We start from the raw sequence: 26,514 nt of genomic DNA, 5'->3' as shown, positions 1-26,514 counted from the left end.
TGCCACCAAGTTCGACTTCGGGACTGATTAGGTCAGGACCGATTCAGTCCACCCGTCACTTCTTCCTCCGCCGCGCGGAAGCTCGCAGAATCGAGATGGCCGGAGAACGAACCAGACCCATGTGTGGGTGAACCGAACTTTCACTGCCCTGCGAAGGAGACCAACCTATGAGCATCACTGTGCGCCCCGACCTGTATCCAACCCGAATCATCGGTGAGTCAGTCCCTCAGCCGCGGATCGATCCGACTGTGTGGGGAGAGGCTCCGGGCCCGCTCGACAGTGAGCAGTTGAATCAGTACGAGTCGAGTGGCTACCTGGTTCTCGACAACCTGCTGACCGCGCATGAGGTGGAGATATACCTCGCCGAACTGAAGCGGCTCAGCGAGGATGCGGCGCTGCGCGCGAGTGAGCGGGCGATTCTGGAGCCGGAGTCGGACCAGGTGCGGTCCGTTTTCGAGGTCGAGAAGGTCAGCGAGCTCTTTGCCGAACTGCTGCATTCCCCTCGGCTCACCGACATCGCTCGGCAGGTCCTCGACTCGGAGGTGTACATTCACCAGAGCCGGGTCAACTACAAGCCCGGCTTCGGCGGTGCCCCGTTCCACTGGCACTCTGATTTTGAGACCTGGCATTCCGAAGACGGTATGCCCAGGCCGCGTGCGTTCAGCGTTTCCATTTCGCTGACCGAGAACTACCCGTTCAACGGGCCGCTCATGGTGATGCCCGGCACCCACAATTCTTTCATTCCCACGATCGGAGAGACGCCGCAGGACTACCACAAGGAGTCGCTCCGGGTGGCCAGTCCGTCTGTCGGCTCCCCGGACCGGAAGCATCTGACGCGCATGGCCGAGAAGCATGGAATCGAGCAGATCACCGGTCCTGCCGGATCCGCGGTGATGTTCGACTCGAACCTGCTCCATGGCTCCAATGGCAACCTCTCGCCCTTCGCGCGCTCCAACATCTTCATTGTGTACAACAGCGTGGAGAACACGCTGGAGGCCCCGTTCTCCGCACCCAAGCCGCGTCCGCAGCACCTCAGCAACCGCGAGTTTCCGGCCACTTGAGCCAAGCAGCTGACCGCGGGTGGGCCAGGCCCTGGTGGCCTTGGCCCACCCGCGGTGTGTACCTGCCCTCGGCCAGCAGGGAACCATCCTGGCCGGTTGCTCCCCAAGTACAGGAGTGGTAGAACCGTCTTAGGTGGTTCTACCCGCCAACCAAGACGAGGTCCGCATGTCCGCAAGCACCCTTTCTCCGGTGCGGTCCACCGTGCCCAAAAAAATTCTCTTCCCTCTTCTCTTAGTTCCCATGTTCCTCGGCGGTGTGGACTCCACGCTGTTCAACTCCATCGCCTATGACCTGCCCGTGCTCACCGATTCATGGCGACTGTGGTTCATCGACGGGTACACGATCGCGCTCGCCTCGAGTGTTGTCCTCGGGTCCCGCCTGGGTGCACGGATGGGCCCTGGTGTGACGTTGGCAATCGGGCTTCTCGTGTTTGCCGTCGCGGGTGCTGGTCCCGCACTACTGGATTCATCGGCGGCATGGACAACGACCCGGTTCGTGCAAGGCTTTGGCTACGCACTCATCGTTTCCAGCGTTGCCTCGGTCATCGGCGGGCTGCCGAACACCGCGGAGCGCACACTGGGTTACTCCCTGTGGATCACCACGTACAGCATCGGGGCCGGTGTGGGACCACTGCTCGGCCGGGTGTTCGTTGATATCGACGCGTACACCCTGTTGTTCTGGCTGCCGGCTGCAATCGCCGTACTGTGCGGCGTTCTTGCGACCCTGCTCTTGCGCGGTATCGATTTGGGCCTGGCCTCGTCGACCAAGATCGACGTGGCTTCTTCAGTCCTGGCATTTCTTGGATTCGGCCTCTTCGTGGCAGGTCTGCAGAGTCATGGCGAGGCACTCGGGCGCGTGCTGGCGACTGTCGTCGGCTGTGGCATCTTGGCGGTGTTCTGCGTCCGTCAACTCCGCTCCCGGGACCCGCTCATCGATGTGCGCATGCTGCCCTTCTCCCGGCTTGGAGCCTGTTCGCTCGCACTCGTCTTCGGGTCGGCGTGCTACACGGGGTCGGTCTTTCTCTTCAGCGCAGAGGTCGATTCGCTGCTGTCCATCCTGCCGGTTTCGGTCCTGGCGCTGTGGGTGTCACTCGGAGGGTTCGCCTTCCATAAGCTGCAGTCTCGATTTTCTCCGGTGCACATGTTGCAGGTCAGCTTGGCCACCTGCGCTCTCGGTCTTGTGGTAGCCGCTTTGGGCGGCCTGTGGCCGGCCAGCTTCCTGATCGGTCTCGGCGTGGGGGTCTCCATGGCGTCGGGAGACGCGTACCTGCTCGGGAGCGTTCCACCCAGGGATGTCGCACGCGCAGCCGCTCTCCAGGAGACCAGCCTCGCCGTGGGTGCGGCTCTGGGAGTGGCCGGATTCGGCGGCATTTTCGCCACCACCAACTCGGTCGCAGGAACGGCCGTCATCACAGCGGTCCTGGTTGCCGTCGTCGTGTGGACGCTCCGCTACAACCGCGGTGTTCTCACGGCGTAGCTTTCGACTCGGCTCTCGCCCGCCAAAGGCCTTCCCGCAAGGATTCGGCAGCCGGTGTCGCCGACCGAGGCCGCGCGGCGACTGGCGGAGGCGGGTTGCTGTGAGGTGGCTCCGGGACTCAGCGAGGAGGAGTTCAGCGGGCGCGACGTGGGAGCAGCCCTGGCCCGACCGGCCCCACGCTGATCCAGGCGACCTCCGGCATCGGCTGGAGTGGCCCGTGCGCGAGGTACTGAGCGATGTCGGTCACGGCCGCCGGCATCCGGCCCCGGGCACGCCCGAGCGCTGATGAGGAAGCCCTGTAGGTCGCCCGGGAGGTACTGGCACGGGCGCTCGCGCGGCAGCGCTCCCACCAGCCGGACCTCTCCTCCCACGCGCGACGAAACCGCGGTTGCCGTGCACGCCCCCTTCCATGACCAGACAACCGGCGGCCAGGGTCAGCCTTCCGGTCGCGCCGCTGTGGGCTCCGCTCAGGAGCTTGCGGCCGGCCACCCGGGCATCACTCAGCGACAGGGCGGTGCTGATGTCGAGTTGGCCCTCGATACGGGCCGAGTCTGCCTCGACGCCCGGCATCCTGCAGCCCGTCATGACGACCGTCCGGGTCGACGCGTGAGCAGGTCCACCGACTTCTCGATCCAGCACTCCTCGATCCAGAGGACGTGCTCGATCTGCGCACCGGCCAGGTTGAAGCGCAAGGAGCGCACGATCACGGCGCCCAGGACCACGCGCCCGGCACCCCACTGCCCGCCTCCGGCGACCCAGAGTAGTGATCTACGCCGGTTCGCCGCCGTGGTGGCCCGTGCCGGGCGACTGCGAGCGAGCGGAAAACCCTGAGTGTCCTCGAGACATTCGCTGTACGTTGATCAGGCGCGCCGGCCAAGCGGGCCCGGCGAATACTCGCAGTTCAGAACCTATTCTGAGGTCTACCCACCGTGTTCCTGACCATCACCACCACCGGCACTCCGGAGCGTCCTGCCACCGATCTCGGCTTCCTGCTGCACAAGCATCCCGAGAAATCGCAGGCGTTCTCCACCTCCTACGGCAAGGCGCACGTCCTCTACCCGGAGGCGGAAGCCGAGCGCTGCACGGCGGCGCTGCTGCTGGAGGTCGACGCGGTGGCGCTGGTCAGGCGGGGCAAGGGCAAGGGGCGGGGCGGCGCGCCCGACGCGGCGCTCGCGCAGTACGTCAACGACCGGCCGTACGCCGCGTCCTCGCTGCTCGCGGTCGCGCTCAGCAGCGTGTTCTCGAGCGCCATGCGGGGTGTGTGCAACGCACGGCCGGGGCTCCCGGCGCAGCCGCTGCCCCTGCGGATCGAGGTGCCCGCGCTTCCGGCCCGCGGCGGCCCCGAACTCGTACGACGGCTCTTCGAGCCGCTCGGCTGGGCCGTGACCGCCGAGCCCGTGCCGCTGGACGTGCGGTTCCCCGAGTGGGGCGACTCGCGGTACGTAGGGCTCGTTTTGGAGTCGGATTCGCTGACCCTCGCCGAGGCGCTGCGGCATCTGTACGTCCTGCTGCCGGTCCTCGACGACGCCAAGCACTACTGGGTCGCCTCCGACGAGGTCGACAAGCTGCTGCGGGCCGGCGAGGGCTGGCTGCCGGACCACCCGGAGCAGAAGGTCATCACCAGCCGGTATCTGTCGCGCCGCTGGTCGCTGACCCGGCAGGCGATGGAGCGGCTGGAGCTGGTGCGGCTCGCGGAGGCCGACGACAGCGAGGTCGAGGACATCGACAACGCCGTCGAGGCGGAGGGGGAGACGGAGGAGAAGCCGACCCCGCTCGCCGTGCAGCGGCGGGACGCGATCATCGCCGCGCTGAAGGCGTCCGGTGCCGCCCGCGTGCTCGATCTCGGTTGTGGGCAGGGGCAGTTGGTGCAGGCGCTGCTCAAGGACCCGTCGTTCACCGAGATCGTCGGCGTGGACGTGTCGATGCGGGCGCTCACCATCGCCGGGCGGCGGCTGAAGCTGGACCGGATGGGGGAGCGGCAGGCCTCGCGCGTGAAGCTCTTCCAGAGCTCCCTCGCCTACACCGACAAGCGGCTCGCGGGCTACGACGCCGCCGTGCTCAGCGAGGTCATCGAGCACCTCGACCTGCCGCGGCTGCCCGCCCTGGAGTACGCGGTCTTCGGCGCCGCCCGCCCGCGGACGGTCCTGGTGACCACCCCCAACGTCGAGTACAACGTCCGCTGGGAGTCCCTCCCCGCCGGGCACGTCCGGCACGGCGACCACCGCTTCGAGTGGACCCGCGAGGAGTTCCGGACGTGGGCGCGGGCGGTGGCCGAACGGCACGGGTACGGCGTGGAGTTCGTGCCGGTCGGCCTCGACGACCCGGAGGTGGGGCCACCCACCCAGATGGCCGTCTTCGAGATGGGCGGAACCAAGAACGTGAAGGAGGCGAAGGCCGCATGAGCGAGAACACCACCCTGGCAACCGAGGGACGGGTCCTGCCCGTCACCGACCTCTCCCTCGTCGTGCTCGTCGGCGCCTCCGGATCCGGCAAGTCCACCTTCGCCCGCCGGCACTTCAAGCCCACCGAGGTCATCTCCTCCGACTTCTGCCGCGGCCTGGTCTCCGACGACGAGAACGACCAGAGCGCGACCCGGGACGCCTTCGACGTCCTGCACTACATCGCGGGCAAGCGCCTGGCCGCGGGCCGCCGTACCGTCGTCGACGCCACCAACGTGCAGCAGGACGCCCGCAAGCAGCTGATCCAGCTGGCGAAGCAGTACGACGTGCTGCCCATCGCCATCGTGCTCGACGTGCCGGAGCAGGTGTGCGCCGAGCGCAACGCGGCCCGCGGTGACCGGGCCGACATGCCGCGCCGGGTCATCCAGCGGCACACCCGCGAACTGCGCCGCTCGCTCAGGCACCTGGAGCGCGAGGGCTTCCGCAAGGTGCACATCCTGCGCGGTGTGGAGGACGTCGAGAACGCCACCGTCGTCACCGAGAAGCGCTTCAACGACCTGACCCACCTCACCGGCCCGTTCGACATCATCGGCGACATCCACGGCTGCGCCTCGGAACTGGAGTCCCTGCTGGGCAAGTTGGGCTACGCCGACGGCGTGCACCCCGACGGACGTACCGCCGTCTTCGTCGGCGACCTCGTCGACCGCGGCCCGAACAGCCCCGGAGTGCTGCGGCGCGTCATGGCGATGGTGAAGTCGGGCGACGCGCTGTGCGTGCCGGGCAACCACGAGAACAAGTACGGCCGCTACCTCAAGGGCCGAGGCGTCCAGCACACCCACGGACTCGCCGAGACCATCGAGCAGATGGAGGGCGAGAGCGAGGAGTTCCGGGCCGAGGTACGGCAGTTCATCGACGGGCTCGTCAGCCACTACGTCCTGGACGGCGGGCGACTGGTCGTCTGCCACGCCGGTCTGCCGGAGAAGTACCACGGCCGTACGTCGGGGCGGGTGCGCTCGCACGCGCTGTACGGCGACACCACCGGGGAGACCGACGAGTTCGGGCTGCCGGTGCGCTACCCGTGGGCGGAGGACTACCGGGGCCGGGCGGCTGTGGTGTACGGCCACACTCCGGTGCCGGAGGCCACGTGGCTGAACAACACCATCTGCCTGGACACCGGTGCCGTCTTCGGCGGCAAGCTGACCGCGCTGCGCTGGCCGGAGCGGGAACTGGTCGACGTGCCGGCCGAGCGGGTCTGGTACGAGCCGACGAGGCCGCTGCGGACGGAGGCACCGGGCGGGCACGACGGACGGCCCCTCGACCTCGACGACGTGCAGGGCCGCAGGGTCGTCGAGACCCGGCACTCGGGCCGGGTGTCGGTCCGTGAGGAGAACGCGGCCGCCGCCCTGGAGGTCATGAGCCGCTTCGCCGTCGACCCGCGCCTGCTGCCGTACCTCCCGCCCACCATGGCGCCCACGGCCACGAGCCACATCGACGGCTACCTGGAGCACCCGGCGGAGGCCTTCGCGCAGTACGCGGCGGACGGTGTCGAGCGGGTCGTGTGCGAGGAGAAGCACATGGGCTCGCGGGCCGTGGCGCTGGTGTGCCGGGACGCGGAGGTCGCCCGCAAGCGGTTCGGGGCCGACGGTCCCACCGGGTCGCTGTACACCCGTACCGGTCGCCCCTTCTTCGACGACGAGTCGGTGACGGAGACGATCCTGGACCGGGTCCGGGCCGCTGTCACCGAGGCCGGTCTGTGGGAGGACCTGGAGACCGACTGGCTGCTGCTCGACGCCGAGCTGATGCCGTGGTCGCTGAAGGCGCAGGGCCTGCTGCGTTCGCAGTACGCGGCGGTCGGCGCCGCCTCCGGCGCGGTGTTCCCGGGGGCGCTGGCCGCGCTGGAGGGTGCCGCGGCGCGCGGCGTCGACGTGTCGGACCTCCTGTCCCGTCAGCGGGAACGGGCCGCCGACGCAGCCTCGTTCACCGAGGCGTACCGCCGGTACTGCTGGACCACCGACGGCCTGGACGGCGTACGCCTGGCACCGTTCCAGGTCCTCGCGGTCCAGGGCCGCAGCCTCGCCGCCCTCCCGCACGACCAGCAGCTCGCGCTGCTCGACCGGCTGGTGGAGCACGACGGCACGGGTCTCCTCCAGACCACCCGGCGGCTGTACGTCGACACCGGTGACCCGGAGTCGGTGCGGGCCGGCGTCGACTGGTGGCTGGAGATGACCGGCCGGGGCGGCGAGGGCATGGTCGTCAAGCCGCTCGGCGCGGTGGTCCGCAGCGGGGAGGGGCGGCTGGTCCAGCCCGGGATCAAGTGCCGGGGACGCGAGTACCTGCGGATCATCTACGGTCCGGAGTACACGCGCCCGGACAACCTGGCGCGGCTGCGGCAGCGGTTCCTCAACCACAAGCGGTCCCTCGCCATCCGCGAGTACGCGCTCGGACTGGAGGCCCTCGACCGGCTGGCCGAGGGGGAGCCGCTGTGGCGGGTGCACGAGGCGGTGTTCGGAGTGCTGGCGCTGGAGTCGGAGCCGGTCGACCCCCGGCTGTGACGGCCGGCGGCCGGCACCGTCCGGTCAGCCGACGAGCCGCAGCCGCTCCCGGCACACGCCCACGCGCAGGGTCTGACCCCAGGTCAGCTCGACCGCGTCCGTCTCCATCCCGTCCCCGAAGGCGACCAGCCGCTCGGACTCGACGGTGAGGCGGAGACGGTGCGCGGCGGCGAGTTCCCCCGCCACCAGTGACGTACCGGTGGCCGGGGAGGGCCAGGCCTCCCGCACGAACCACAGCAGGCGTTCCTCCGTCGGGGCGGGCAGCGGAAGCCGCCCGCCCCGCTCCTGCCACACCGACCGGATCCATCCGGTCGCCCCCGTCCCGGTGCCGATCAGCACCCCGGACGAGGCCTGGGCCTCGACGACACCCCCGTCGTCCTCCAGGCCCAGGCGGTATCGGGCCGTCTGGTGACCGACGGCGCCCAGGTAGATCTCGTTCAGCGCCACCAGCCGCTGGGTGTCGTCGGCGACGGCCTCCACCATGATGAGTTCGTCGCAGCGGACCCCTCCCGACTGCGCGGCCGCGAGCAGCGGTCCGGTGTCCTCGGGGCGGTGGCGGACCAGGACGCCCGGGTTGCGGCCGGGGTCGGTGTCGATGCCGAGCACCGGCTGGCCGGCCAGGTACTTGGCCACGTTCGCGACCAGCCCGTCCTGGCCGACCACGACGACCACGTCCTCCGGCGCGAACAGAAAACGGTCCAGGTCGGCCCGCTCCACCCGGGTCTGACGCCAGGTCAGCGGGATCGCCGAGGCCACCTCCGTGAGCGCCTGCCGCGTACGGCGGTGGCGTTCGGCGACCTCCGCGATGTCACGGCCCCGGGAGGAGAGGAAGAAGGCGGCCTGGCCGTGGGTGCCGTGCCGGGCCACCAACTCCTCGTACTCCGTGGTGCGATGGACGAGGACGACCCGCGGGGCGAGACTCACGTCCGCTCCGGGGCACCGAGCCTGGCGAGCAGCCCGGTCAGCACGTCCGGCGACAGCGTCACGCTGTCGATGCGCGGCAGGTTCTCCGCCAGCCGTGTCCCGGTGAGGGCGTGCAGCGTCGCCACGTCCACCTCGGCGTGCACCCGCAGCCACGCCGCCTGTGCCTGGGCCCGCGCCTCACCGACCTCGCGCGCGCCCTCGGCCTCCGCCCGGGCCAGTCGTACGGACCGCTTGGCCTCCGCCTCCGCGAGCCGTACCGTCCGTGCCGCCTCCGCCTCGGCCCGCACGGCGTCGGCCGCGGCGTGCTCCTCGGCCTCCCGGCGGGCGTTCGTGCCCCGCTGGTCGACCAACTGCTCCTCGCGGCGGGCGAGTTCGATCTGGCTGGCGAGTTCGTTCTCGGCGATGGCACGCTCCCGCTCGACCGCGACCGCCCGCCGCTCGTACGTCGCCCGGTCCGCCTCCTGCTGGATCTGCTCTCGGGCCGGGGTGCGCAGCGCCCGCTCCACCTCCGGCTCCGGACGCAGGGCGACGACGCGTACGGCGACCACTTCGATGCCGGTCGCGGGGAGGCGGGGCTCCCCGGCGAGGCCCGCGGCGATCCGTTCCCGCACCGCTGTGACGCCGTCGACCAGCGCCGCCGACAGCGGCGTACGGGACAGGACGTCCAGCGCGTGCTGCTGGGCCGTCTCCGTCAGCAGTGTCCCCAGCTGCTCCAGCGGGGTGCCCCGCCACGCGCCCGTGTCCGGGTCGACGGAGAAGTCCAGGCGGGTCGCGGCGAGTGCCGGGTCGCTGATCCGGTAGGTGACCGTCGCCTGGACGGCCACGTCCTGGAAGTCGGACGTGCGGGCATGGAAGGTCATCGCCAACTCGCGGTCATCGACCGGCACTTCGGAGAGCGCGGCGGTCAGCGCCCGGTACCAGAAGCTGAGTCCGGGGCCGTCGTGCAGCAGCTTTCCGCCGCGGTGGTGGCGGATGTGCGCCGTGGGCGCGCCGCGCAGGTGGCGCCAGCCGAGACGCCGGGTGATGTCGGCCATGGTTCCCCTCCCACGATTTCTCGTCATGCAGACGATAATCGCGAGTCCGGGTTGTCGTCAAGGGGACGAGAACGAGAGGAGGTCAAGGCGGTCAAGCAGGGGGTGAAGACGGCCCCCGGTGGTCAGGATGGAGGCATGGGATTCCATGTCGACTCCGAGGCCGGGCGGCTGCGCCGCGTCATCCTTCACCGGCCCGATCTAGAGCTCAAAAGGCTCACCCCCAGCAACAAGGACGCCCTGCTCTTCGACGACGTGCTGTGGGTGCGCCGGGCGCGCGCCGAGCACGACGGGTTCGCCGACGTCCTGCGCGACCGAGGGGTCACCGTCCACCTCTTCGGCGACCTGCTCACCGAGGCCCTGGAGATCCCGGTGGCCCGCGGGCTCGTCCTGGACCGGGTCTTCGACGAGAAGGAGTACGGGGTGCTCGCCACGGACCACCTCCGTGCGGCCTTCGAGGGCCTGCCCTCGGCCGAGCTGGCCGAGGCCCTCGTCGGCGGTATGACCAAACGGGAGTTCCTGGAGGCGCACCCCGAGCCGACCTCTGTGCGCTTCCATGTCATGGAGCTCGACGACTTCCTCCTCGCGCCCCTGCCCAACCACCTCTTCACCCGTGACACCTCCGCCTGGATCTACGACGGCGTCTCCGTCAACGCCATGCGCTGGCCGGCGCGGCAGCGTGAGACCGTCCACTTCGAGGCGATCTACCGGCACCACCCCCTCTTCCGTGACGAAACGTTCCGCGTCTGGTCCGAGGGGCAGGCCGACTACCCCTCCACCATCGAGGGCGGCGACGTCCTGGTGATCGGCAACGGTGCCGTCCTCATCGGGATGAGCGAGCGGACCACGCCCCAGGCCGTCGAGATGCTCGCCCACAAGCTGTTCGCCGCCGGGTCCGCGCAGACGATCGTGGCCCTCGACATGCCCAAGCGGCGCGCCCTGATGCATCTCGACACCGTGATGACGATGGTCGACGGCGACGTCTTCACCCAGTACGCCGGGCTCGGCATGCTCCGCTCGTACACCATCGAACCCGGCGCCGGCGACAAGGAGCTGAAGGTCACCGACCATCCGCCGGAGCACATGCACCGCGCCATCGCCGCCGCCCTTGGGCTCAGCGAGATCCGTGTCCTGACCGCGACCCAGGACGTCCACGCCGCCGAGCGCGAGCAGTGGGACGACGGCTGCAACGTGCTGGCCGTCGAGCCGGGCGTCGTCGTCGCCTATGAACGGAACTCCACCACCAACACCCATCTGCGCAAGCAGGGCATCGAGGTGATCGAGATCCCGGGGAGCGAGTTGGGGCGGGGGAGGGGCGGGCCGCGCTGCATGAGCTGTCCGGTCGAACGGGAGGCCGTATAGAAATTCTATTGGTCGTATAGACTTCCAACGTCCCTGTCCTCGTCCCACCCTGGAGCGCCCCCATGGCGACTGTTCCGAGCGCCCTCGCCGGCCGCCACTTCCTCAAGGAGATCGACTTCACCGAGCAGGAGTTCCTCGGGCTGGTCGAACTGGCCGCGGAGCTGAAGGCGGCCAAGAAGGCCGGGGCCGAGACGCAGTACCTGCGGGGCAGGAACATCGCGCTGATCTTCGAGAAGACCTCGACGCGTACGCGCTGCGCGTTCGAGGTCGCGGCCGCCGACCAGGGTGCCTCCACGACGTACCTCGATCCGTCCGGCTCGCAGATCGGCCACAAGGAGTCCGTGAAGGACACCGCGCGCGTGCTGGGCCGGATGTACGACGGGATCGAGTACCGCTGCGACAGCCACGCGAAGGTCGAGGAGCTGGCCGCCTACGCGGGCGTGCCCGTCTTCAACGGCCTCAGCGACGACTGGCACCCCACGCAGATGCTCGCCGACGTGCTGACGATGACGGAGCACAGCGACAAGCCGCTCAAGGAGATCGCCTTCGCCTACCTGGGCGACGCCCGCTTCAACATGGGCAACTCGTACCTGGTCACCGGTGCGCTGCTCGGCATGGACGTGCGGATCGTCGCGCCCGAGGAGTACTGGCCCGGTGACGAGGTCGTGGCCCGGGCCCGCAAGCTCGCGGAGGTCAGCGGCGCCGTCATCACGCTCACCGAGGACGTCGCCGAGGGCGTCCGGGGCGCCGACTTCGTCGCCACCGACGTCTGGGTGTCGATGGGGGAGCCCAAGGAGGTCTGGGACGAGCGGATCACCGCGCTCGGCGCCTACGCGGTGACCATGGACGTCCTGCGCGCCACCGGCAACCCGGACGTCAAGTTCCTGCACTGTCTGCCGGCCTTCCACGACCTCGGGACGAAGGTCGGGCGCGAGATCTTCGAGAGCCATGGCCTGGAGTCGCTCGAGGTGACCGACGAGGTCTTCGAGTCGGAGCACTCGGTGGTGTTCGACGAGGCGGAGAACCGGATGCACACGATCAAGGCCGTGTTGGTGGCTGCGCTGGCGTGAGTTTCGGGAGGCGCCGTAGGGGGGGTCGGTTGTTTGCCGGGTGCGGCGCCGTTGTGGCTTGTCGCGCCCGCGCGGCGGTAGCCGCAAATTCAATACAGCCCCGCGCCCTGGGGGTGTTAGGCCGGGCGGCGTTGGGCCGGTACCGAGGGCAGCCTGAACCACACCGCCTTGCCGGAGTCGGTGGGGCGGTGGCCGCAGGACGAGCTCAGGGCGCGGATGAGGAGGAGGCCGCGGCCGTGTTCCTGCCATGGGTCGGGATCGTTGCCGCTCGGCTTGGTCAGATCGCCCGGCGGTGCCGGGTCCGGGTCGTGGACCTCGACCTGGCAGCCGGACGGCAGCAGCTCCAGTACGAGCTCTATCGGGCCGGTGCCCGCGGTGTGCTCCACCGCGTTCGCGACCAGCTCCGCCGTGAGCAGCTCCGCGGTGTCACAGTCGGCTGCATGCTCCAGCTCGGCCAGCGCCGTACGGACCAGGGCGCGCGCCACGGGCACGGCGGCGGCCGTGTGCGGGAGCGCGATACGCCAGGAGGCGGAGGCTGACGGGCGATCTTGCAAGGCGGGTCCGTTCATGAGCAGGCTGTCCTGCTTTCAACCTTATGAATGGTACGGCGCCACCCCGCAGAGGCTCCCGAAGGGCACCGTTCGGGACCTTCGGCCCCGACTGAAGGGCGGCTTACCCGGGTGAACGGCCGGCCTCGCGCGGCTGATCCCACCGTTACGCGGGTGTCGACGAGCCGTGACGGATGTGACGGGGTCAGGTCACACCCGATCGGGTTATCGCGTGACCGTGACGACAGTCAAAGTTGGGTGATAGCTTCGAAGGGTAGAGCTCAGTGATGCAGTGCCCGCCGTCCGCCCGAGGAGGCCGCACGTCATGAGTCCCTTCACCGGCTCCGCCGCCCGCACCGCCGACTGGAAGCATCTGCGGGTCGAGCACGCCGACGGGGTCGCCACCGTCACCCTCGCCCGCCCCGAGAAACTCAACGCGCTCACCTTCGGCGCCTACGCCGACCTGCGCGATCTGCTCGCCGAGCTGTCCCGGGAGCGGGCGGTGCGGGCCCTGGTGCTGGCCGGCGAGGGCCGCGGCTTCTGCTCCGGCGGCGACGTCGACGAGATCATCGGCGCGACCCTGGCCATGGACACCGCCCAGCTCCTCGACTTCAACCGGATGACCGGGCAGGTCGTCCGGGCCGTACGGGAGTGCCCGTTCCCGGTGATCGCGGCGGTGCACGGGGTGGCGGCCGGGGCAGGCGCCGTACTCGCCCTCGCGGCGGACTTCCGCATCGCCGACCCCACCGCGCGCTTCGCCTTCCTCTTCACCCGGGTCGGCCTGTCGGGCGGCGACATGGGCGCGGCGTATCTGCTGCCCAGGGTCGTGGGACTGGGGCATGCGACTCGGCTGCTGATGCTGGGGGAGCCCGTGCGGGCACCCGAGGCGGAGCGCATCGGCTTGATCAGCGAGCTGACGGACGAGGGCCAGGTGGACGAGGCCGCCCAGACCCTCGCCCGCCGCCTGGCCGACGGTCCAGCACTGGCGTACGCCCAGACCAAGGCGTTGCTGACGGCTGAGCTGGACATGCCGCTCGCGGCGGCGGTGGAGATGGACGCGTCGACGCAGGCCCTCCTGATGAACGGCGAGGACTACGCGGAGTTCCACGCGGCCTTCACGGAGAAGCGCCCACCGAAGTGGCAGGGGAGGTAGGGATGTTCTCGGCGAAGGGGACTGCATCGCCCTCAGGGGCGGGGGGCGGTGTTGAATCTGCGGCTACCGCCGCGCGGGCGCGACCAGCCCCCACAAACCCGCAGCCGCCGATGACGACAAGCCACCCCCTACGAGTCGCGATCATCGGCGGCGGCCCGGGAGGGCTCTACGCCGCCGCCCTGCTCAAGCGCCTCGACCCCGCCCGCGAGATCACCGTCTGGGAACGCAACGCCCCCGACGACACCTTCGGCTTCGGCGTCGTCCTCTCCGACGAGACCCTCGGCGGCATCGAGCACGCCGACCCCGTGGTCCACGAGGCGATGCAGAACGACTTCGTGCGGTGGGACGACATCGACATCGTGTACCGAGGTACCCGGCACACCTCCGGAGGCCACGGCTTCGCCGCCCTCGGCAGAAAACGCCTCCTGGAGATCCTGCACGACCGCTGCCGCGCCCTGGGCGTGGAACTCCGGTTCCGCACCGAGGTCCCCGACCCGGCCCGGCTCGCCGATACGCACGACCTGGTCATCGCCGCAGACGGCGTGCACAGCACCACCCGCGAGGCCTACGCCCATGTGTTCCGCCCACATGTGGCCGAACACCACTGCCGCTACATCTGGCTCGCCGCGGACTTCGCCTTCACATCCTTCCGCTTCGAGATCGCCGAGACCGAACACGGCGTGATGCAGCTGCACGGCTACCCGTACGCGGCCGACGCCTCCACCGTGATCGTCGAGATGCGCGAAGAGGTCTGGCAGGCCGCCGGGTTCGCGGAACTCGACGAACAGGGGTCCGTCGACCGCTGCGCCAAGATCTTCGCGGAGGCGCTCGGCGGACGCATCCTGAAATCCAACAAGTCGGCCTGGACCACCTTCCACACGATCGTCAACGAACACTGGTCGCACGGCAACGTCGTCCTGCTGGGCGACGCCGCCCACACCGCCCACTTCTCCATCGGCTCCGGCACCAAACTGGCCGTCGAGGACGCCCTCGCGCTCGCCGCCTGCCTGACGGAACAGCCCTCACTGGAGCAGGCGTTGGCGGCCTACGAGCAGGAGCGCAAGCCCGTCGTCGCCTCCACGCAGCGTGCCGCCCGCGCCAGCCTGGAGTGGTTCGAGAACCTCGGGCTGTACCTCGACCAGCCGCCCCGCCAGTTCGCCTTCAACCTCCTCACCCGCAGCCGCCGCGTCACCCACGACAACCTGCGCCTGCGCGACGCCCACTTCACCGAGGCCGTGGAACGGGACTTCGGCTGCCCACCCGGTACGCCGCCGATGTTCACGCCGTTCCGGCTGCGCGGTCTGACCCTGCGCAACCGGGTCGTCGTGTCCCCGATGGACATGTACTCGGCGACGGACGGCGTCCCCGGCGACTTCCACCTCGTCCATCTCGGCGCCCGCGCCCTCGGCGGCGCCGGACTGGTGATGACCGAGATGGTGTGCGTCAGCCCGGAGGGCCGGATCACGCCTGGCTGCGCCGGCCTCTACACCGGCAAGCAGGGCGAGTCATGGCGGCGGATCGTCCGGTTCGTGCACGCGCAGGCGCCCGGCACCGCGATCGGCGTGCAGCTCGGCCACAGCGGGCGCAAGGGCTCGACCAAGCTGATGTGGGAGGGCATCGACGAGCCGCTGGAGGACGGCAACTGGCCGCTCGTCGCCCCGTCCCCGATCCCCTACAAGCCCTACAGTCAGACCCCGCGCGAGCTGACCCGCTCCCAACTCACCGACATTCGCGAACAGTTCACGGCAGCGGCCTGGCGGGCCGCCCGCGCCGGGTTCGACCTCCTCGAACTCCACTGCGCGCACGGCTATCTGCTCTCCGGCTTCCTCTCCCCCCTCACCAACCGCCGCACCGACGCCTACGGCGGCTCGCTGGAGAAACGACTCCGCTTCCCGCTCGAGGTCTTCGACGCCGTACGGGCGGTGTGGCCCGAGGAACGGCCCATGACCGTCCGGATCTCCGCCACCGACTGGGCCGAGGGCGGTACGACCGCCGAGGACGCCGTCGAGATCGCCCGTGCCTTCGCCGCGCACGGCGCCGACGCCGTCGACGTGTCGACCGGCCAGGTCGTGGCCGACGAGCAGCCGGAGTACGGGCGGTCGTACCAGACGCCGTTCGCCGACCGGATCCGGCACGCCACCGGCCTCCCGGTGATCGCGGTCGGCGCCATCTCCTCCTGGGACGACGTCAACTCCCTGATCCTGGCCGGCCGAACGGACCTGTGCGCCCTCGCCCGGCCGCACCTCTACGACCCGCACTGGACGCTGCACGCCGCGGCCGAGCAGGGCTACGACGGTCCGGGCGTGGTCTGGCCGGCCCCGTACCGGGCGGGCAGCCGCCGCCCGCAGACCGGGCGCACGGACGCCCCCAAGCCCCGGCTCACACTGGGGAGGTGAAGTCCGCCGGGTCCGTCGCGCCCAGCCCAGGCCGTTGGCCTGCCCGACGTCACAGACCGGCGTACGTGGCTCCCGCGTCCCGCAGACGCTCGTGCAGCCCCCGGAAGACGGCGGCCGAGCGGGCGCCCGGCCAGTCCGCGGGCAGCAGCCGAGCGGGCAGGCCGGGGTCGGTGTACGGGAGGTGGCGCCAGGAGTCCAGGGCGAGGAGGTAGTCGCGGTACGCCTCCTCGGGTTCGGTGTCCGGCCGGCGCTCCCAGTCGTGCAGCACGCGCGCGTGACGCTCGAGGAACGCCTCGTGCTCCTTGGCGATGGCGGCCAGGTCCCACCAGCGGGCGACGGCCTCGACGGTCGGTGTGAAGCCGAGGTGCTCACCGCGGAAGAAGTCGACGTACTCCTCCAGGCGCAGCCGCTGAAGGGTGTGCCGCGCCTCCTCGTAGAGCCGTGCCGGCGCGATCCACACACCCGGAGCCGCCGTCCCGAAGCCGAGACCGGCCAGCCGGGAGCGCAGGACGTGCCGCTTCTGGCGCTCGCTCTCCGGCACCGAGAACACCGCGAGCACCCAGCCCTCGTCGTCCGGTGCCGCGCTGGTGTAGATGCGCCGGTCGCCGTCGTCCAGCAACTGGCGGGCGTCGGGGGAGAGTTCGTACCCGGCCGCGCCCTGCGCCGTACGGGCCGGCAGCAGCAGCCCGCGCCGCTTCAGACGGGACACCGACGACCGTACGGAAGGGGCGTCCACGCCGACCGCGGCCAGCAGTCTGATCAGCTCGGCGACCGGCACCGGGCCGGGCATGTGGCGGCCGTAGGCGCCGTAGAGCGTGACGATGAGAGACCGTGGTGCATGCTGGTCGGACACGTTGATCATCTTAGTTCGTGCGGATCACTGCCGGTCGCCCGGCGGGTCGGCGGCGTCGCGCAGCCGGAAGCGCTGGAGTTTGCCGGTAGCGGTGCGCGGCAGGGCGTCCAGGAAGACGATCTCGCGCGGGCACTTGTACGGCGCCAACTCGGCCTTGACGAACGCCCGCAGCGCCGCCACGTCCCGTCGGGCACCCTCCCTGAGCACCGCGTACGCCACCACGACCTGCCCGCGCGCCTCGTCGGGCCGTCCCACCACCGCCGTCTCCAGAACTTCGGGGTGGCGCAGCAGGGCCTCCTCGACCTCGGGGCCCGCGATGTTGTAGCCGGCCGAGATGATCATGTCGTCCGCGCGGGCGACATAGCGGAAGTAGCCGTCACTCTCCCGGACGTAGGTGTCACCGGTGATGTTCCAGCCGTCGCGTACGTACTCACGCTGGCGGGGGTCGGCGAGGTAGCGGCAGCCGACCGGTCCCCGCACGGCGAGCAGCCCGGGCTCCCCGTCGGGCAGCTCCCGGCCTTCGTGGTCCACCACGCGCGCGTGCCAGCCCGGAACGGGTCGTCCGGTCGTGCCGGGCCGGATGTGCTCGTCGGCGGCGGAGATGAAGATGTGCAGCAGCTCCGTGGCGCCGATGCCGTTGATGATGCGCAGCCCGGTCCGCTCGTGCCAGGCCCGCCAGGTGGCCGCCGGCAGGTTCTCGCCCGCGGAGACGCAGCGGCGCAGCGAGGAGACGTCGTGCGAGTCGAGCTCGTCGAGCATCGCGCGGTACGCCGTCGGAGCGGTGAACAGCACGGACACCCGGTGCTCGCCGATGGCGGGCAACAGCTGCTTGGGGCCGGCCTGTTCGAGGAGCAGGGCGCTGGCGCCGGCCCGCATCGGGAAGATGACGAGGCCGCCCAGGCCGAAGGTGAAGCCGAGCGGGGGGCTGCCGGTGAAGACATCGCCCACATGTGGTTGGAGCACATGCTGCGAGAAGGTGTCGGCTATCGCGAGCACATCCCGGTGGAAGTGCATACAGCCCTTGGGCCGTCCGGTGGTCCCCGAGGTGAAGGCGATCAGGGCGACGTCGTCGGCCGCGGTGTCGGTGGCGGGGTACGGCTCGTCGGGGGCGGGGCGGCGCAGGAGGTCGTCGGGGGCGTCGCCGCCGTACGTGGCGAGGTGCAGGCCGGGTATCTCGGCCTTGGCCAGGTCGTCGACGGACCGGATGTCGCAGAGTGCGTGCCGCACCCGGGCGATCTCGCAGACGGTCCGCAGCTCGTGCGGGCGCTGCTGGGCCAGCACGGTGACGGCGACCGCGCCCACCTTCAGCACCGCCAGCCAGCAGGCGGCCAGCCAGGGTGTGGTGGGGCCACGCAGCAGCACCCGGTTGCCCGGGACGACGCCGAGGTGGGTGGTGAGCACATGGGCGAGCCGGTCGACGCGGGCGCGCAGTGTGCCGTACGTCCATGTGTCGCCGGACGGGGTGTGGAACGCGGGGCGCTCGTGGGGCGGGCCGTCGAGCAGTTCGGCGGCGGCGTTGAGCCGATCGGGGTAGTGCAGCCCCGGCAGGTCGAAGTGCAGCTCGGGCCACTGGTCGGGCGGTGGCAGATGCTCGCGGGCGAAGGTGTCGACGTGGGCGGAGCGGTGCAGACCGGCCATGGCGGTTCGCCCCCTTGCCGTGTGGGCTGCCTTGTGGGCTTGGTGCTTCCTGGCGTTCTGGTGGGCCAAGCGGGTCCGGGGGAGTGCGGGCACGCCCCCGGACCCGCTCGCACAGGGAGCGTATCGTGTTGGTGACGACAGTCAATGGTGCGCGATATCGTCGAGGAGGTCCGTCGAGAGGGCCCGTCGCGGACGGCCCCGCAGGGAGGTCGGCAATGCCCGCATTCTCACTCGATCCACCGCAGACCGCATGGTGTGCCGAACTGCGCGCCCTGGCCGCCGAACGGCTGCGCCCGCTCGCGGAGAAGGGCGAGCCCGGGCACGTCAACCGCCCCCTCGTCGCCGAGCTCGGCGAACTGGGGCTGCTGAAGCGGCTGTTCAGCTCCGGCGCGGTCGACCTGTGCCTGATGCGGGAGTCCCTCGCGTACGCCTGCACGGAGGCCGAGACCGCGCTCGCCCTGCAGGGCCTGGGCGCCCACCCCGTGCACGCACACGGCACGCCCGCCCAGCGGGACCGCTGGCTGCCCGGCGTGGCCGAGGGAAGCACGGTGGCGGCCTTCGCGCTCAGCGAGCCCGGCGCCGGTTCGGACGCGGCGGCACTGGAACTCGCCGCCGAGCCCGACGGCCCCGCCCGCTGGCGGCTCACCGGCGAGAAGTGCTGGATCTCCAACGCCCCCGAGGCCGACTTCTACACCGTGTTCGCCCGCACCACCCCCGGCGCCGGCGCCCGTGGTGTCACCGCCTTCCTGCTCCCCGCCGACCGCCCCGGCCTCACCGGGGCCGGCCTCGACATGCTGTCCCCGCACCCCATCGGCAGCCTCGATCTCGACGCCGTCCCCGTCACCGCCGACGACATGCTGGGCGAGCCCGACCGCGGCTTCCGGGTCGCGATGGGCACCCTCAACCTCTTCCGGCCCAGCGTCGGCGCCTTCGCCGTCGGCATGGCCCAGGCGGCCCTGGACGTCACGCTCGCCCACACGGCCCGACGGGACGCGTTCGGCGGCAAGTTGAAGGACCTCCAGACGGTCGCCCACCAGGTCGCCGAGATGGCCCTGCGCACGGAGGCGGCCCGTCTCATGGTGTACGCGGCGGCGGCGGCGTACGACGAGCAGGCGCCGGACGTGCCCCGGCGCGCGGCGATGGCGAAGCTGCTCGCGACGGAGACCGCGCAGTACGTCGTCGACCGGGCGGTCCAACTGCACGGTGCCCGCGCCCTGCGCCGCGGCCATCTGCTGGAGCACCTCTACCGCGAGGTGCGCGCGCCGCGCGTCTACGAAGGCGCCAGCGAGGTGCAACGCGGCATCATCGCCAAGGAGTTGTACGCGGACATGGAGGCCGGTCAGTGACCACCGAGCGCGTCAACCCACCCGACCTGTCCCCGCCCACCGGCTTCTCCCACGCGGTCGTCGCCACCGGCTCACGCGTCGTCTTCCTGGCCGGACAGACCGCGCTCGACGCCGACGGCAAGGTGGTCGGGGAGACGCTTCCCGAGCAGTTCGAGCGGGCCCTCACCAATCTGCTGGCCGCGCTGGGCGCGGCCGGCGGCGCGCCGGCCGACCTCGCGCGGGTCACCGTCTACGCCACGGACGTCGCCGCGTACCGCGCCCAGGTCGCCGAACTCGGCCGGGTCTGGCGGCGGTTGGCGGGGCGCGACTATCCGGCGATGGCGGTCGTCGAGGTCGTACGGCTCTGGGACGAACGGGCGATGGTGGAGCTCGACGGATTCGCGGTGCTGCCGTAGACGGTGCTCACGCCGCCATGGCGAGGCGCTCGGCCGGCACCCGGTGCGGGGCGACGACGCGGCCGTCGGGCAGCAGCTCACCGCTGTCGTCGAAGACGATCGCCCCGTCGCACAGCAGGCTCCAGCCCTGCTCGGGGTGGGCGGCGACCACATGGGCGCCCTGGTCGGAGGAAGGGCACGAAGACTGGTGGGAACACATGGCGCACCTCCACATCGGGCGGACGATCCGTATGGGCCGTCCATATGGGGAGACCATCCACCCCGCGCGAACTCATCGGAACGGCCCGCCGTGAACCGTGACAACACGCGGACAACTCTCTGACGGATCCACGAAGGTCGGGGCGGACTCGCCACCGAAGGGGTGACGATCACGCCCATAAGCACACCGGACAGGTACCAGTGGAGGCCCCCACTCCGCCCACCGGGAGGTCATCCCATGCCCCTGCGTCCCGCTCTCGCCACCGCCACCGGCGCCGTTCTGCTCCTGCTGGCCGCCGCGCCCTCGGCCTTCGCCGACTCCGACGTCACCGCCGAGCCCAAGGAGACCGTGACGGTCGACAAGACGGTCCGTATGGCCACGGACGGCACCGTCACCGTCACCGGCACCTACAGGTGCGCCGACAGCGAGGGCCCCGTCTTCGTGAGCGCCTCCGTCGGTCAGAAGTCCGCCCCCACCCGGTACGCCATCGGGGGCACCCTCGCCGTGTGCGACGGCAAGAAGCACCGCTGGGAGAACAAGAGCAGGACCTCCTCGGCCACCCTCAAGCACGGCAAGGCGGACGTCGAGGCCACCCTCGTGGAACTGCGCCCCTCGGACGACCTGGGCGGCCTGCCCCTGCCCCACTTCCACGCGGCCTCGAAGAAGGACATCACCCTCACGAAGGCGTGACGCCTCCCCTCACGAACGACCGGGCACCCCGGAGAACGATCGGGCCCCGGAGCACGCCGCGGCACGCACCCCGCGGCACGTCGCGCCCCTCCCCGACCGGAGGGGCGCGATGCCGGTGATCATGTCCTCCTGGCCGCCCACCATGCCCCGGCGGCCCACCTCGACGAGGATGCCGCGGGTGTCCAGGCCGTAGCGGGCCGTGGCCGGCTGGGTGCCGGCCGCGGGGGAGTGGCCGCAGCGCGACGGTCGGGGCGGTGGTCCGGAAGGAAGCGATGCGCAGGGGGCCGGTCAGGTCGGTGCGCGATGGTGGACAGGCGCGGGGGGAAATGATGAAGAATTTTTGGGCGGGATGTGATGCGGGGATGCGATGATGCGGGTGAACGCACGTGCGCGAACCCGTTCGAGAGGTCCGTGGATGTCTGGTGAGGTGCAGGGGCGTCGCGAAGCAGGCGCTGTCAAGGGGCCGTCGGGTGCTGAGACGGGAGGCCGGCCGAGGTGAGCCAGCAACGGAACGTCTGGTTTCGGCGCTTCCCGCCGGCGGAGAGCGCGCCTACTGGTATCGACAGCGGCGCGGAGTGCGAACTGGTCTGTTTCCCGCACGCGGGCGGCTCCGCCGCCTACTGGAAGTCCTTGGCTGTCGCACTCGCCCCGACCGTGGACGTGGTGGCCGTGCAGTACCCGGGCCGGCTCGACCGGTTGGCTGAGCCCCCGGTCGAGGATCTGCATCTGCTGGCCGACCTGATCACCGAGGCGCTGGGCCCGCCGGGAGAACGGCCCAGGGCGCTGCTCGGGCACAGCATGGGGGCCTCCCTCGCGTACGAGGTGGCTGTGCGGCTCGCCCGCCGGCCCGGCGACGAGCCGCAGCTGCTCGTCGTGTCGGCCCGCAGGGGACCGGCCGCCGCGCGGGGAAGGGACCGGGACTGGCCTGTGGGCGACGCGCAACTGGTTCGGCGGATAAGGGGTTTGGGCGGCACGGACGCCATCGTCCTCGATGACCCGGACTGGCTGGAACTGATCCTGCCCGCGCTGCGCGGCGACTACCGGGCCCTCGCCTCCTACGAGGACACTCCCGGCCGGCCGCTGTCCTGTCCTGTGGTCGCCCTGGCCGGAAACCGCGACCAGGAGGCGACCGTCGAGGAGATCCGAACCTGGGGCGAGCAGACCTCGGGTGACTTCCGCACCCAGGTGTTCGAGGGCGGTCACTTCTTCCTCAACCATCACGCCGGGGACGTCATCGACCTGATCCGCGGCCTGTTGCCGACCCGCGCCGGCTGACCGGGGTGGGCAGCTGACGACCCGGTGGGTGGACCACCACCGGCCGGGCCGGACGGTCCCGGCGGTCCCTATATCACGGCTGCCGTATGTGCGAAGCCGGTGAGCCGCCTGAATCCGGTCATAAAACGGCCAGCTACCGGTAAAAACTTGACCGGGAAGCAAGGGGCGTGTGTCACTTGGGACCAGGTATTCGTGATCGACTCGGCGGGTCGACCTGCGCAGACGGGGACACGGGGGTGGCACGGTTGACACCTGAGTATGCCCGTGCAAGGGGGCCTCGAAGGCGATCGCTCGTAAGAACTTGAGCAGTCTGTAACGGGGGTAAGCGATGCGGTTTCGAATGCTGGGCCCATTAGAGGTCGTTTGCAGTGACCAGTTGGTCGGACTGGGCGGAACGAGACAACGCGCGACACTCGGGTTTCTGTTGCTGAACGCCAACCGGGTGGTGGCGAGCAGTCAGTTGATAGAGGCTTTGTGGCCGGAAGGTAAAGCGCCTCAGTCGGCCCGGAAAATACTGCAGAACTCCGTGTGGAGACTGCGCAGGGCCCTCTCCCCGGACGAGCGTGACCCGGGCTGTGTGGAGCTGTTGAGCCAGGCCCCGGGCTACATGCTGCGCGTCGCGCCCGACCGGACGGATCTTCACAACTTCCGGGGGCTGGTCGAAAAGGGCCGCGCGGAACTGGCGGCGGGATCACCGGAGAACGCGTCCCTGTTGCTGCGCGACGCACTTGCCCTCTGGCGGGGACCGGTGTTGGCGGATCTGGTGGAAACCGGAATTGACTGGCCGGAGTTGACTTCCGTCAGTAACGCCCGCCTGGACGCCCTGGAGGACTGCTTCGAGGCGGAGTTGGCGTGCGGTCATCATCACCGCATCCTCGCCGAGCTGCAGAAAACCGTGGCCACCGAGCCGCTGCGGGAACGGCTGCTCGGACAACTCATGCTGGCGCTCTACCGATCGGGGCGGCAGACGGACGCATTGGACGTTTATCACAGCGCCCGCACCGAAATGGTGGAAAAACTCGGACTTGAACCGGGTCATGTCCTCAAGGCATTGCAGCAGGCCATTCTCGCCCATGACCCGGCACTGGTCCCGGTCGGCGTCCGGCAGCAGATCGAGTTGCTCATGACGGGTGCCCCCCGGGACCGCGCGGAACCAGCCCTCCAGGGCGTCCCGGTCGGCCCGGACGCCGTACCCGCGCGGCCGGAGACCTCCGCCGCCCCGGCCGTACCCCGCGATCGCCGGGTCGACGAGGGCAGGGTCCCCGAGGAGCCGGCCACCCGGCCGCCGGCCGTCGAACCGCCGGCCGCGGCCACGCCGGTGCTGCCGACCATGGTGGCCGAGCGCAAGGACGTCAGCGTCCTCATCGTGCGCGCCCAGCTCAGCCCGGAGGACGGCGACAGCGATCCCGAGCGGATAGACGAGGCCGCCGAGAACGCGGCCGCGGTCATCCGCGAGGAGGTCGAGTGCCTCGGCGGTACGGTCACCGCCTCGATCGGCCCGATCTGGCTCGCCCTGTTCGGGGTGCCCCGCAGCGGCGAGGACGACGCCGAACGGGCGGTGCACGCGGCGATGACGATCCGCGACCGCCTCGGTGTCGCGGCGGCCTCCGCGGGACCGGCCACGGCCGCCGCGCGCGGGGTCTCCGTCCAGGCGGCGGTCGCCACCGGCGAGGCGCTCGTCCGCTACCAACCCGACCGCGGCGAGGTCCCGCCGTCGGTCAACGGCGCTCTCCTCGACGAGTGCCACACCCTGCTGTACCTCACCCCCGCCGGGGAGATCCGGGTCTGCGACGACACCCGCCGCGCCACCGAGTTCGCGGTCACCTACCATCGCGGCGACTCCTCGCCCGGCTGGCAGGTCGGGGGCTTCCGCCAGGAGTACGTCGCCCTGCACGCCGTACCCGTGATCGACCGCGAGTACGACCTGGACGTGCTGCGCGGCCTGCTCCAGCGCACCCGTCACCAGACGAGGCCCCATCTGGTGACGGTGCTGGGGGAACCCGGCATCGGCAAGACCCGGTTCATCATGGAGTTCGAGCGCCGGGTCGCGGCCAACCCGGAGGCCGTACGGCTTCTGGTGGTGCGCAGCCGGCCCGTCATCGGTGAGGAGCCGCTGGAGGTCCTGTACGACCTGGTGGCGTCCTGCTGCGGGATCCTGCGGGGCGATTCGGCCGAGACGACCCGGGCCAAGCTCACCGCCACCGTCGAGCGGCTGGTCGAGACCGAGAACGAGCGGCAGTGGATGCTGACGCGACTGCACCCGCTCCTCGACGCGGAGATCTGTGCGAGCACCCGGGTCGCGGTCGCCGACGCCCTGGCCGCGTCGCGGCAGTTGCTCGCGGAGATCGCGGGGCGGGGCCCGCTCGTGGTGGTCGTCGAGGACCTGCACTGGGCCGACGACGTCCTGGTCGACTTCGTCAAGGACCTCGCGCCGTCGGTGGGTTCACTGCCGCTGCTGGTGATCGCCACCGCCCGGCCGGAGCTGCTCAAACGGCGCCCGGAGTGGGGCAGCGGTATCCGGCACGGACTCACGCTCACCCTGGAGCCGATCTCCGACGCGGCCATCGACCGGCTGCTGGAGTTCCTGATGTCCACCACGGCCAGCGGTCTGAACACCTCCGCCGGGGGACTGCTGGAGGCGCTGCTGGAGGGGGCGGGTGACGATCCGGCTGCCCGTCGCGCCCAGTTGCGCCGCATCCTGGCGTCGGGCTCGGCCTCCCTCCGGGACGAGCGGTGCGGGCCCGGCGCGGGCGGTCCGCAGACTGCCGCGCCGGACCCGTGCCTGCCGAGGTCAGCCGGACACCCGTATCGGTAGACGAGTGGGCGAGATCAGCTGCCTGGGGTTCTCGAACTCCAGGGAGCCGGTCTCGTCCACCGCGATGTCCCGGTAACGGTCCATCAGGATGTTCAGGGCGACCTTCGCCTCGAGACGGGCCAGCGGCGCGCCGAGGCAGAAGTGGATGCCCTGGCCGAACACCAGGTGGTTGGTGGTGCGGTGGATGTCGAACCGGTCGGGGTCGGGGAACCGCGAGCCGTCCCGGTTCGCGGCCCCTATCCACGGCGTCACCAGAGACCCGGCGGGGATCGTGTGACCGCCCAACTCGGTGTCGGCGGTGGTGATCCGGGCCAGCCTCGGGAACGGCGGCCGCAGCCGCAGCACCTCCTCCAGCGCGCCCGGCAGCAGCGAACGGTCCGCGCGCACCGCGGCCCCCACCTCCGGGTGCTGGTCGAAGAGGAGGACGGCGTTGCCGATGAGGGCCATCGTGGTGGCGTGCCCGGCGAACATGGTCAGACCGGTCACCCCGACGATCTCACCGTCGTCCAGGTACTCGCCGTCGACCTTGGCACCGGCGAGCCTGCTGAGCACATCGTCGGTGGGGTTCTTGCGCAGCCGCCGTACGTGCTCCAGCAGATAGGCGTTCATCTCCCGCACCGCCGGGGCGACTTCGTTCTCCAACTGCTCCGGAGGGACGGTCGCGGCGTCCACGGTGCCGAGGGCCTCGCCCCACACCCGGAACAGCGGCTCGTCCTCGACCGGCAGGCCCAGCAGTTCGAGGATCACATTGATGGGCAGGGCGTAGGCCAGCGAGTCGATCAGGTCGAAGCGGTCGGCGTCGCCCACACCGTCGAGCAGGGCGTTGGTGATCTTCTCGATCCGGGGCGTCAGCCCGGTCACGGCCCGTGCGGTGAACACGGAGCTGATCACCGAGCGGAGCTGGCGGTGCCGGGGCGGGTCCGTCGTCACCAGATTGCCCATGTCGAAGAAGTCGAGATCGGGCTGCGGCGGATTGAACGCACGGGCGGTGTCCGAGGAGAACGTGGTCGTGTCGGCGAGGATCCGCGAGATGTCGGCGTAACCGAACACCTGCCATCCCTTTTCCGGGTCCCGGTACACCGGCTGCGTGTCGAGCATCGAACGGAACCAGGCGAACAGCGACTCCGCCGGATCCTTTGCGAGAGTATCCGAAGTTATGCTCATGATCCTGACCTTATCCTCGCGTTTCTCGGCCCACGGTGAATGTCGCGGGAATAGAAGGAATGCGTGAGAGACCTGAAACCGGCAGCGGACCGAAGTCCGCTGCCGGTGACGCGGCGCCGGTTTCCGAAGACCGCCCGTAGACCGTCGGCAGATCAGGGGGAGACCG

At 70.5% G+C, this 26,514-nt stretch carries 21 protein-coding genes and 1 pseudogene; 13 read left to right on the top strand and 9 right to left on the bottom strand.

Annotation, left to right across the window (positions count from 1 at the left end; genetic code table 11):
- Positions 1-167 precede the first annotated feature (167 nt).
- Positions 168-1,061 carry an ectoine hydroxylase gene (gene thpD / locus ACFZBP_RS05520; RefSeq protein WP_383456679.1) on the top strand — a complete coding sequence of 298 codons (894 nt, stop codon included), beginning with the start codon at positions 168-170 and terminating at the stop codon, positions 1,059-1,061.
- Positions 1,062-1,227: 166 nt separating this feature from the next.
- Positions 1,228-2,538: an MFS transporter gene (locus tag ACFZBP_RS05515; RefSeq protein WP_383456676.1), complete on the top strand. Its 1,311-nt coding sequence runs from the start codon at positions 1,228-1,230 to the stop codon at positions 2,536-2,538.
- A 581-nt stretch (positions 2,539-3,119) separates the two neighbouring features.
- Here the strand turns inward: ACFZBP_RS05515 and ACFZBP_RS05510 are convergent.
- The gene (locus tag ACFZBP_RS05510) at positions 3,120-3,260 is read right to left on the bottom strand and encodes a hypothetical protein (protein ID WP_391410171.1); all 141 of its coding nucleotides are present in this window, start codon (positions 3,258-3,260) and stop codon (positions 3,120-3,122) included.
- A gap of 207 nt (positions 3,261-3,467) precedes the next feature.
- Here ACFZBP_RS05510 and ACFZBP_RS05505 point away from each other — a divergent pair, with 207 nt between their 5' ends.
- The gene (locus ACFZBP_RS05505; RefSeq protein WP_391410169.1) at positions 3,468-4,940 is read left to right on the top strand and encodes a 3' terminal RNA ribose 2'-O-methyltransferase Hen1; all 1,473 of its coding nucleotides are present in this window, start codon (positions 3,468-3,470) and stop codon (positions 4,938-4,940) included.
- Positions 4,937-7,489, top strand: coding sequence for a polynucleotide kinase-phosphatase (locus ACFZBP_RS05500; RefSeq protein WP_391410167.1), 2,553 nt, complete (start codon positions 4,937-4,939; stop codon positions 7,487-7,489). The genes ACFZBP_RS05505 and ACFZBP_RS05500 overlap by 4 nt, the downstream gene beginning before the upstream one ends.
- 24 nt (positions 7,490-7,513) lie before the next feature.
- On the opposite strand, the gene ACFZBP_RS05495 is transcribed toward ACFZBP_RS05500, so the two are convergent.
- Together ACFZBP_RS05495 and ACFZBP_RS05490 are read right to left on the bottom strand one after the other, a co-directional pair.
- Positions 7,514-8,413, bottom strand: a complete 900-nt coding sequence (locus ACFZBP_RS05495; RefSeq protein WP_391410165.1) for a hypothetical protein — start codon at positions 8,411-8,413, stop codon at positions 7,514-7,516.
- Positions 8,410-9,447 carry an SPFH domain-containing protein gene (locus ACFZBP_RS05490; RefSeq protein WP_383456661.1) on the bottom strand — a complete coding sequence of 346 codons (1,038 nt, stop codon included), beginning with the start codon at positions 9,445-9,447 and terminating at the stop codon, positions 8,410-8,412. Before ACFZBP_RS05490 ends, ACFZBP_RS05495 begins: the two co-directional genes overlap by 4 nt.
- 135 nt (positions 9,448-9,582) lie before the next feature.
- Here ACFZBP_RS05490 and ACFZBP_RS05485 point away from each other — a divergent pair, with 135 nt between their 5' ends.
- Complete coding sequence (locus tag ACFZBP_RS05485; protein ID WP_383456659.1) at positions 9,583-10,806, top strand: arginine deiminase; 1,224 nt, start codon at positions 9,583-9,585, stop codon at positions 10,804-10,806.
- A 62-nt stretch (positions 10,807-10,868) separates the two neighbouring features.
- Complete coding sequence (argF, locus tag ACFZBP_RS05480) at positions 10,869-11,876, top strand: ornithine carbamoyltransferase (protein WP_391410162.1); 1,008 nt, start codon at positions 10,869-10,871, stop codon at positions 11,874-11,876.
- A 116-nt stretch (positions 11,877-11,992) separates the two neighbouring features.
- On the opposite strand, the gene ACFZBP_RS05475 is transcribed toward argF, so the two are convergent.
- Positions 11,993-12,445, bottom strand: a complete 453-nt coding sequence (locus ACFZBP_RS05475; RefSeq protein WP_383456653.1) for an ATP-binding protein — start codon at positions 12,443-12,445, stop codon at positions 11,993-11,995.
- 304 nt (positions 12,446-12,749) lie between these two features.
- Here ACFZBP_RS05475 and ACFZBP_RS05470 point away from each other — a divergent pair, with 304 nt between their 5' ends.
- Together ACFZBP_RS05470 and ACFZBP_RS05465 are read left to right on the top strand one after the other, a co-directional pair.
- Positions 12,750-13,577, top strand: coding sequence for an enoyl-CoA hydratase family protein (locus tag ACFZBP_RS05470; protein ID WP_383456651.1), 828 nt, complete (start codon positions 12,750-12,752; stop codon positions 13,575-13,577).
- A gap of 110 nt (positions 13,578-13,687) precedes the next feature.
- Complete coding sequence (locus tag ACFZBP_RS05465; RefSeq protein WP_391410160.1) at positions 13,688-15,973, top strand: bifunctional salicylyl-CoA 5-hydroxylase/oxidoreductase; 2,286 nt, start codon at positions 13,688-13,690, stop codon at positions 15,971-15,973.
- 49 nt (positions 15,974-16,022) lie between these two features.
- On the opposite strand, the gene ACFZBP_RS05460 is transcribed toward ACFZBP_RS05465, so the two are convergent.
- On the bottom strand, positions 16,023-16,835 hold the full coding sequence (locus ACFZBP_RS05460) for a PaaX family transcriptional regulator C-terminal domain-containing protein (RefSeq protein ID WP_391410158.1): 813 nt from the start codon (positions 16,833-16,835) through the stop codon (positions 16,023-16,025).
- Positions 16,836-16,850: 15 nt separating this feature from the next.
- Entirely contained in the window at positions 16,851-18,455 is a 1,605-nt protein-coding gene (locus tag ACFZBP_RS05455) for an AMP-binding protein (protein ID WP_391410380.1), read from the bottom strand.
- Positions 18,456-18,679: 224 nt separating this feature from the next.
- Here ACFZBP_RS05455 and ACFZBP_RS05450 point away from each other — a divergent pair, with 224 nt between their 5' ends.
- Both ACFZBP_RS05450 and ACFZBP_RS05445 read left to right on the top strand, forming a co-directional pair.
- On the top strand, positions 18,680-19,810 hold the full coding sequence (locus tag ACFZBP_RS05450; RefSeq protein ID WP_391410156.1) for an acyl-CoA dehydrogenase family protein: 1,131 nt from the start codon (positions 18,680-18,682) through the stop codon (positions 19,808-19,810).
- Positions 19,807-20,205: a Rid family hydrolase gene (locus ACFZBP_RS05445; protein WP_391410154.1), complete on the top strand. Its 399-nt coding sequence runs from the start codon at positions 19,807-19,809 to the stop codon at positions 20,203-20,205. Before ACFZBP_RS05450 ends, ACFZBP_RS05445 begins: the two co-directional genes overlap by 4 nt.
- A 7-nt stretch (positions 20,206-20,212) precedes the next feature.
- Here the strand turns inward: ACFZBP_RS05445 and ACFZBP_RS05440 are convergent, their stop codons facing one another.
- Positions 20,213-20,404, bottom strand: coding sequence for a DUF5999 family protein (locus tag ACFZBP_RS05440; RefSeq protein WP_391410152.1), 192 nt, complete (start codon positions 20,402-20,404; stop codon positions 20,213-20,215).
- Positions 20,405-20,641: 237 nt separating this feature from the next.
- Here ACFZBP_RS05440 and ACFZBP_RS05435 point away from each other — a divergent pair, with 237 nt between their 5' ends.
- On the top strand, positions 20,642-21,094 hold the full coding sequence (locus tag ACFZBP_RS05435; protein WP_391410150.1) for a DUF6299 family protein: 453 nt from the start codon (positions 20,642-20,644) through the stop codon (positions 21,092-21,094).
- A gap of 105 nt (positions 21,095-21,199) precedes the next feature.
- Here ACFZBP_RS05435 and ACFZBP_RS05430 read toward each other — a convergent pair.
- Positions 21,200-21,304 (bottom strand): annotated as a pseudogene (locus ACFZBP_RS05430) (4-hydroxy-2-oxovalerate aldolase); the annotation flags it as partial.
- A 285-nt stretch (positions 21,305-21,589) separates the two neighbouring features.
- Between ACFZBP_RS05430 and ACFZBP_RS05425 the strand changes: the two are divergent.
- Entirely contained in the window at positions 21,590-22,369 is a 780-nt protein-coding gene (locus ACFZBP_RS05425; protein WP_391410148.1) for an alpha/beta fold hydrolase, read from the top strand.
- Positions 22,370-22,697: 328 nt separating this feature from the next.
- On the top strand, positions 22,698-25,184 hold the full coding sequence (locus ACFZBP_RS05420; RefSeq protein WP_391410146.1) for a BTAD domain-containing putative transcriptional regulator: 2,487 nt from the start codon (positions 22,698-22,700) through the stop codon (positions 25,182-25,184).
- On the opposite strand, the gene ACFZBP_RS05415 is transcribed toward ACFZBP_RS05420, so the two are convergent.
- Positions 25,161-26,348 carry a cytochrome P450 gene (locus ACFZBP_RS05415; RefSeq protein WP_383456628.1) on the bottom strand — a complete coding sequence of 396 codons (1,188 nt, stop codon included), beginning with the start codon at positions 26,346-26,348 and terminating at the stop codon, positions 25,161-25,163. The two genes, ACFZBP_RS05420 and ACFZBP_RS05415, sit on opposite strands and share 24 nt — an antisense overlap.
- Positions 26,349-26,514: the final 166 nt, after the last annotated feature.

Source organism: Streptomyces sp. NPDC008086 (assembly GCF_042957325.1).
GTDB lineage: Bacteria > Actinomycetota > Actinomycetes > Streptomycetales > Streptomycetaceae > Streptomyces.
The sequence above is the reverse complement of the archived record's forward strand: the minus strand, read 5'-3'. Positions and strand labels throughout refer to the sequence as shown.

What these genes read in the sequence shown, in the direction of transcription:
- thpD (WP_383456679.1), top strand. Translation starts at nt 168, where the DNA reads ATGAGCATCACTGTGCGCCCCGACCTGTATCCAACCCGAATCATCGGT.
- ACFZBP_RS05515 (WP_383456676.1), top strand. Translation starts at nt 1,228, where the DNA reads ATGTCCGCAAGCACCCTTTCTCCGGTGCGGTCCACCGTGCCCAAAAAA.
- ACFZBP_RS05500 (WP_391410167.1), top strand. Translation starts at nt 4,937, where the DNA reads ATGAGCGAGAACACCACCCTGGCAACCGAGGGACGGGTCCTGCCCGTC.
- ACFZBP_RS05490 (WP_383456661.1), bottom strand. Translation starts at nt 9,447, where the DNA reads ATGGCCGACATCACCCGGCGTCTCGGCTGGCGCCACCTGCGCGGCGCG.
- ACFZBP_RS05485 (WP_383456659.1), top strand. Translation starts at nt 9,583, where the DNA reads ATGGGATTCCATGTCGACTCCGAGGCCGGGCGGCTGCGCCGCGTCATC.
- argF (WP_391410162.1), top strand. Translation starts at nt 10,869, where the DNA reads ATGGCGACTGTTCCGAGCGCCCTCGCCGGCCGCCACTTCCTCAAGGAG.
- ACFZBP_RS05475 (WP_383456653.1), bottom strand. Translation starts at nt 12,445, where the DNA reads ATGAACGGACCCGCCTTGCAAGATCGCCCGTCAGCCTCCGCCTCCTGG.
- ACFZBP_RS05470 (WP_383456651.1), top strand. Translation starts at nt 12,750, where the DNA reads ATGAGTCCCTTCACCGGCTCCGCCGCCCGCACCGCCGACTGGAAGCAT.
- ACFZBP_RS05465 (WP_391410160.1), top strand. Translation starts at nt 13,688, where the DNA reads ATGACGACAAGCCACCCCCTACGAGTCGCGATCATCGGCGGCGGCCCG.
- ACFZBP_RS05460 (WP_391410158.1), bottom strand. Translation starts at nt 16,835, where the DNA reads ATGATCAACGTGTCCGACCAGCATGCACCACGGTCTCTCATCGTCACG.
- ACFZBP_RS05450 (WP_391410156.1), top strand. Translation starts at nt 18,680, where the DNA reads ATGCCCGCATTCTCACTCGATCCACCGCAGACCGCATGGTGTGCCGAA.
- ACFZBP_RS05440 (WP_391410152.1), bottom strand. Translation starts at nt 20,404, where the DNA reads ATGTGTTCCCACCAGTCTTCGTGCCCTTCCTCCGACCAGGGCGCCCAT.
- ACFZBP_RS05435 (WP_391410150.1), top strand. Translation starts at nt 20,642, where the DNA reads ATGCCCCTGCGTCCCGCTCTCGCCACCGCCACCGGCGCCGTTCTGCTC.
- ACFZBP_RS05420 (WP_391410146.1), top strand. Translation starts at nt 22,698, where the DNA reads ATGCGGTTTCGAATGCTGGGCCCATTAGAGGTCGTTTGCAGTGACCAG.
- ACFZBP_RS05415 (WP_383456628.1), bottom strand. Translation starts at nt 26,348, where the DNA reads ATGAGCATAACTTCGGATACTCTCGCAAAGGATCCGGCGGAGTCGCTG.